Annotated in this window: 3 protein-coding genes; all 3 read left to right on the top strand. The window is 38.2% G+C overall.

What is annotated here, in order from left to right; all coding sequences use genetic code 11:
- Window positions 1–646, top strand: a 646-nt coding sequence (locus tag G585_RS18555) for a hypothetical protein (RefSeq protein WP_196802931.1), incomplete at its 5' end; no start/stop codon positions are given.
- Between the two features lie 29 nt (window positions 647–675).
- A complete protein-coding gene (locus G585_RS0116370; RefSeq protein ID WP_022776444.1) occupies window positions 676–3,792 on the top strand; it encodes a hypothetical protein in 3,117 nt (1,038 codons plus the stop codon).
- 29 nt (window positions 3,793–3,821) lie between these two features.
- Window positions 3,822–6,376, top strand: a 2,555-nt coding sequence (locus G585_RS18550; protein ID WP_034482685.1) for a hypothetical protein, incomplete at its 3' end; no start/stop codon positions are given.

Below are 6,376 nucleotides of genomic sequence, written 5' to 3'. Positions count from 1 at the left end.
AGGTAGTAGCACAAGTACGAAAAATGTAGCATATTCACCGGAAGCCATAGCCCAAATATTCCAAATGCAGGTATTTGATTTTATCTGCGGCCAGACAGACAGACACTTTGGAAATTTCCACGGAGTAATAGAAAACGGTAAATTCACTCAGATCAGGTGCCTTGATAATGACCTGGCTTTTGGAAGACTTAAAGCTGCTGATATAGATGGAAAATACTTTAATCGAATTAAGCCAGTTGATTCAATTGCAATTTCAGGACTTTCAGCATCATTTATCAATAAGATAATGGCGATGGACAGACCATATATGGAGCAGATTCTTGGCGATATTATTGATGCTGAAGAGATGGACGCTCTGATGGACAGGCTTAATTGCGTTAAGAACCATATTGTTAATTATGCTAAAAATCATAAAGCAGTAGCCGAGTGGGATAGCGAGAAAAAACTGTTTTCATTCAAAGGAGCAACAAAGGATGATCAGCTAAGACAAATACTTGCGGTCAAAGCATATGTGAATCGTGCAGATCAAAATTATGTACAGCTTGAAAATATATGCTGCTTCTTTAGAGAAAATATTGAATTTACTGATCTTGATAGCATGGAAAAGAAGCGTAGAAGAGAACTTCAAAATGCAGGTAATAAATAATTACTTTTCGTAAAAAAGGAGATCGCTATATGCCCAACAAAGATATGCAGCAGTTAAACAAAGAAAACAGTTTAAAGAAAGGCAAATTTAAAGAGGCAGAGGATGTAGCAGGTAAGCTTGATATAAAGTCGATGCTTCTTAATGATGCTGAGCCTATGAACATAAATGGGCAGGACGCTTTAAATGATCAAAATGCTGATAAACAGTGGGTTAGCGATTCTTTAAAGAGAATGGAAGAGGAAGACGAAAAGCGCCGTAAAGAAAAAGCGCTTAAGGCCCAAAAGGAGAAAGAACAAAAAGAGAGGTCAAAGCAGCTTAGAGACCAGGACGAAAACCAAAGGCTTGAGCTTTACGCGGAAGACTTAATTGATCTTAAAAACAGCCATATTGGTGTTTCTATTCCGAAAAATACTGTTCTGCAGATCAGTCATGGAAAACAGTTCTTAGAAAGGCTTACTGCGGCAAAAAGGGCTCAGAAGCAGAAAAATAAAAAGTCCCGCTTATATAACAAACTCCGCAATGCAGAGGAACTGGAAAAGCAGCTTTCGGATGTCTATGACAGCCAGTATGCGACACGCCTTGAAATGGCAAAAGAAGTAAAGGGCAACATAAGCGCTTCTGACTTTAATGATATCTGTAACTTTATGACAAGCACCGACAAAAGTAAGAATATTGACCTTCTGAAATTATTTATGGCAGGCAGAGATGATAATGGGAATCCTCAGGTGGATGAATATCATGCAAAGCTTGCTCTTGTAGAAGCTGCAAATCAGATCCTTGGAATAAAACTTGATGGAATCAGACTGGATTCAGACAAAGATATTGTAGAAAAAACTGTAAAGCTTGAGAAATATTCGATGCTGGTTGCTTCTTTTGACAGGCTTACATCTAAATACAAATTCTTTGAAAACTTAGGAAATGAGAAGAAACAAGCGATCGAGTCCAAGTTGTCGTTACTCAGGCCCGTGCTTACTTACTATACACTTAGAAAAGAAATAATCGGAAATAAAGAGTACAAGAATCATTATGATGATGAACTTTCTATGGACTACAGCAAGGCAACTACCGAGGAGCAAAAGGAACTTGCAGGGCTTCTGATGAGTTCCTATGTTGTAGGAAAAAATATGCTGTCACTTACCGGTAAAAAATCATCCGGTATGAAGGCACTTCGCTTTAGACATAATAGTGCAACTCAAGCTTATGCCAAAATCGTGGAAGATTTTGCGCCGGAAAATGAAAAGGTATATAGGGAAAAACTTCAGGACAATTACTCTCCAACTGACAGCCTTGCAGACATTTCTCTAAAATTGCATAGCGAAGGCTTGAATGTTGATGTCCAAATAGATGAGTCTATGGTGGATGAGGAACAGATCATAGCACACAACAAAAAGATGAATGAGAGCGAGTATTTATCAAAACCTCTTAGCACAATGCTTTCATCAGATGAGCTTATTCCTCTTAAGAGCACCAGAGAAATGGCAGCACTCAGAAAGAGTATCGAAGCTCTTTCTGCATTTTCATCCAATTCTTTTCCTCCTGTAAAGTTTGATGAGGAAGGAAAACTCGATGAAAAAAATGAAAAGCTGGTTAAGGATGAAATTGATGCAGTCTGCACGTCCATGGTCATGCTATACAACAGAGTTACGGACAGCATTAACAATTTCATAAAAAAATATGGCAGTGGGTATACGGAACTTACCGAAATGCTTACAGAGCTTTCTAAACAGGTAAGCAGTGATAGTGAAACATTCAGGCAAAAGACAATTGAATACAGAGAAATAGTAACTAGGGATCCGGAACTTGTGAAAAAACCTATTACAATACTTGATACTATCAGGTACAACAGAGGAGTTTTCTATGATCTTGATAATGACAAGACTTTGACAGTAAGTATTGAGGGAGCAGCGGCATCCACTGTATATAAGATTACCAGAAATGTAGCCAAGACCAAGGATAATCCTGATGGCAAGGAAGTGGTGTATTTCAGAAAAAAAGACAATGTACCGCCTGAAAATAATCAGGAACTGGTAGAGGATGTTCTTTCAAGATATGAGATCAGTGAAGAAGTAAAAAGTAAGCTAAGAGAAGGATTTAACAGCATACTTGGCAATGCAGAAATTGGCAAAATGTTCTTTATGAGACTGAAAAGCATTAAAAACACTCCAAAGGAATATTTTTCCGATGCAGTTGTAGTAGCCACCGGAGCATTTATTGCGGCAACGAGTATTGATATTGCAATTCCTGATCAGGAAAAAGAAGAAGCCTGGAGATTATTTGTAGATTTTACAAATGCGGTTACCAAGAGAAAAATGGCAACAATGAAGGGGTCACCTTATATTGATTGTGGGAAAAATCTTTCTGACCGAAATGTGGCAACAAGCCGCCTTGCAACACTTTTGGGAATCAGTTCCATTGTCTGTGAATCAAGAACTGCCACTATTCGTATGAATGGAAAACTTGTAACGGGAAATCTTATGGAGAATTCTGGAGGAATATCTACGCTGAATGGCAAAAAGCCAGCAACCTACTCGGATAAGGCTATTGAACAGATATTCCAGATGCAGGTGTTTGATTTTATCTGCGGACAGACGGACAGACATTTTGGGAACTTCCATGGGATATTAGAGAATGGGCAATTCACGCAGATAAAGTGCATTGATAACGACATGTCTTTTGGGAAACTTAAAGCCAAGGATATAGACGGATTCATATATAACCGCTCAATACCTATAAGCGATAATGGAATCAGTGGACTGTCGGCGGAGTTTATAAATAAGATCATGGCACTTGATAAACCATATCTGGAACAGGTTCTTGGAGATATTTTGGATGAAAAAGAGATTGCGGCTCTCATGGATAGGCTTAACTGCGTCAAATCTCATATTCTTAAAACTGCAGGTAAGAATAGTGATATTAAATGGGATAAAAAGAAAAAGAAAATATCATTTACCGGCTCTATGAAAGATGACAAGCTTAGGCGCTTAAAGGCAATCAAAGCATACCAAAAATATATTAACCAAAATAAAAAACAAAAATTAGAGCTGGAGCATATTAGTAAATTTTATGGTCCCCATATCAAAACTTCAAACATCGATAAGATGATAAGTGACAGAGAGGCAGAACTAAAAAACGCAGCTAACAAGTAATTCTTTTTCATGGATCAGGAGGCAAAGATATGCCAAATAAAGAAAATAATCAGTTGGATAAGCAAAATAAGAAAGTGGTTAAAAAGTTTAATGAAGCAGAGGATGTCCTGGGAAAAATGGACATCAAGGCAAAACTGTTTGGACCCGATGTTCCTGAAAATCCAAATAATCAGAATAATATAGAGGGGCAGCAGGCTGAAAAACAGTGGGTCAGCGATTCCTTAAAGCAAATGGAAGAGAATGACCAAAAAGCAAAAGAGGAGAAGAAACAGAGAGAAAGGTCCAGAGACCTAAATTTACAGGATGCAAAAGAAAGATTAAGACTTCATTTCAATGAAACGGTGGATATCTCAAAAGGGCGTCTCGAAATCGGTATGCCTTTAAAAACAAAGCTTGACCTAAGCTATGGAAAGTGGTTTGCAGAAAGAGTAAGTCTGACAAAGAGGGGTAAGGCCCGCAACAATAAAAGATCACGTCTTTATCGGAAGGGCGTTGTTGAATCAAAAATTAGGGATGGGGTTGTAGCCGTTGATGATGAGCATTACATGACCTGCATGTTATATGCAAAGGAGGTAAAGGGAAAAATCAAAAAAGAAGACTTCGGCGATTTGTGCACCTTTATGACATATGCTGACAAAGCCAGAAATATTGACATGTTAAGGCTCTTTATGGCGGGAAGAGATGATGATGGTAATCCTCAGGTGGATGCTTATAATGCAAGGCTTGCAATAGTTGATATGGCAAATCAGATCCTTGGGATAAAACTCGATGGTATCAAGTTAAATACAGATAGCGATATAGCAGAAAATGCAGAAAGGCTTGAGAGGTATGCAAGGCAGGTAGCTGCATTTGACAGAATCTCTTCCAGATACAAATTTTTAGAAAACATTGATAATGAAAAAAAAGAGGCTATAGAGAGTAAGCTTACCCACTTAAGGCCTATACTTAGTTACTATACCATCAGAAAGCAGATCTTAACTGATCCGGAGTATATTACACACTATAACGATGAGCTTACTATGGACTATAGCAAGGCAAGAACGGATAACCAGAGAAGGCTGTGCAAGCTTCTTATTAAATCCTATATCGTTGGCAGAAATATGCTTCGTATAAATGGCCAAAAAGTATCCTCTATGAAGGATCCTAAGTTTTATGACGATGAAGCTAGAGAAATGTTTGGAAATTATGTAGAGGACTATGAAGAAGCAGGTCAGCAGCAATACATTAAAGACCTAGGAGATAACTATCTGGTAGCAGATAAAAATGTTGATGCTGCAGTAGAAAAGAACCCGGAGGAGCTAAATGATGAGATTGCCTTAAGAGAGTTAAAGAGCCTTGACTATGTGTCAAAGCCTCTTAGCAGGCTCCTTAGTTCTGATGAACTGATTCCTCTTAAGGGTACAAGAGAAATGGCTGCGCTAAAAAAGGATATCGAAGCCTTCTCAGCTTTTTCAACTAATACGTTTCCGCCTGTAAAGCTTGATGCAAATGGCAAGTTAGATAAGAAAAACGAGAAAAAAGTACAGGAAGAAATTGATGCTGTTTGCACAGCAGCAATCATGCTTTACGGAAAGCTTTCAGGAAGCATTGATAAGTTCATTAAAAAGTATGGATCAGGTTATACAGAACTAACAGAAATGCTTACAGAGCTATCAAAGCAGGTAGATGAAGAAAGAGAATCTTTCAGGCAAAAGACAATTGAATACAGAGAGGCAGTAAGTCTGGATCCTGCGCTTTGCAAAAAACCTATAACAATCCTTGATACCATAAGGTATAACAGAGGAGTTTTCTATGATCTTGACAATGACAAAAAGCTGACGGTCGAGGAAAACAAAGAAGGCTCTGATGTTGTATACAAGATTACCAGAGATGTAGAAAAGACCGAGGATAATCCGGAAGGCAAGGAGGTAGTTTATTTCAAAAAGCAGGATAATGTTCCAACTGCTGATAACCAGAAATTTGCTGATGAATTACTGCAAAGGCATGAGCTTACCCCGGAACTGGCAGAAAAAATGAAGACGGCTATCACTAATATGCTGGATGACAACGAAAAGATGCGATTATTTAGCAATGATTATGAAAGATACAGGGATGCCAAGGAAGAAAACTATGCCGGAACAAGTCACGTTATCCAGTCTATTTTCAATGAAATTACAAACGTTGATATTAAAGTTTCTGAAAATGAGATCAAGGCTTTCGTGGAAACTGTCAAAGATTTTTATAATACTGCAGTAAAAAGAGCATATGCCGGTGAAAGAGGTGCCAAGATTGATAACGGCAAGAGCCTTTCTGACAGAAGTGTGGCTACAAGCCGCCTGGCAACTATACTTGGAATACAGTCGATGATATGCGATTCAAGAACAGCTTCTATACGTATGAACGGTAAACTCATTAAAGGAAACATCATAGAGAACGCAGAAGGAGAACAAACCAATCTGCCCCTTAAAAGAAAAATGTACTCTTCTAATGCTATAGCACAGGTATTCCAGATGCAGGTATTTGATTTTATCTGCGGCCAGATTGACAGAAGGTACTCCAAATTTAATGGAATAGTAAATGAGAGTAATAAAATTGAACAGATAAA

It is taken from the genome of Butyrivibrio sp. AE2015 (genome assembly GCF_000420825.1).
Classification (GTDB): domain Bacteria; phylum Bacillota; class Clostridia; order Lachnospirales; family Lachnospiraceae; genus Butyrivibrio.
Note: the sequence above shows the minus strand (reverse complement) of the source record. Positions and strands in the feature narration are given on the sequence as shown.

What these genes read in the sequence shown, in the direction of transcription:
- G585_RS0116370 (WP_022776444.1), top strand. Translation starts at nt 676, where the DNA reads ATGCCCAACAAAGATATGCAGCAGTTAAACAAAGAAAACAGTTTAAAG.